This window comes from Bradyrhizobium sp. Kon58 (genome assembly GCF_055807455.1).
Genome location: NZ_JBVVOT010000722.1, coordinates 1 through 203, shown reverse-complemented (window position 1 = coordinate 203; position 203 = coordinate 1). Strand labels below are relative to the sequence as shown.

1 pseudogene is annotated in these 203 nt (G+C 58.6%); it reads left to right on the top strand.

Annotated features, from left to right (window positions below):
- A pseudogene (locus tag AC0L20_RS42060) lies at positions 1-203 on the top strand (ABC transporter substrate-binding protein); the annotation flags it as partial.

Below are 203 nucleotides of genomic sequence, written 5' to 3'. Positions count from 1 at the left end.
GATCCGGCGATGACGGCCTATATCGACTTCATGAAGAAGCGCCTGCCCAATGCCGACGTCAACAACGTCGCGGGTCTCTACGGTTACACGGTCGCCGAGGCATTGGTGGTCTTGCTGAAGCAGTGCAAGGACAATCTGACGCGCGAGAACATCATGGCGCAGGCGGCCAATTTGAAGAACGTGCCGCTGTCGCTGCTGATGCC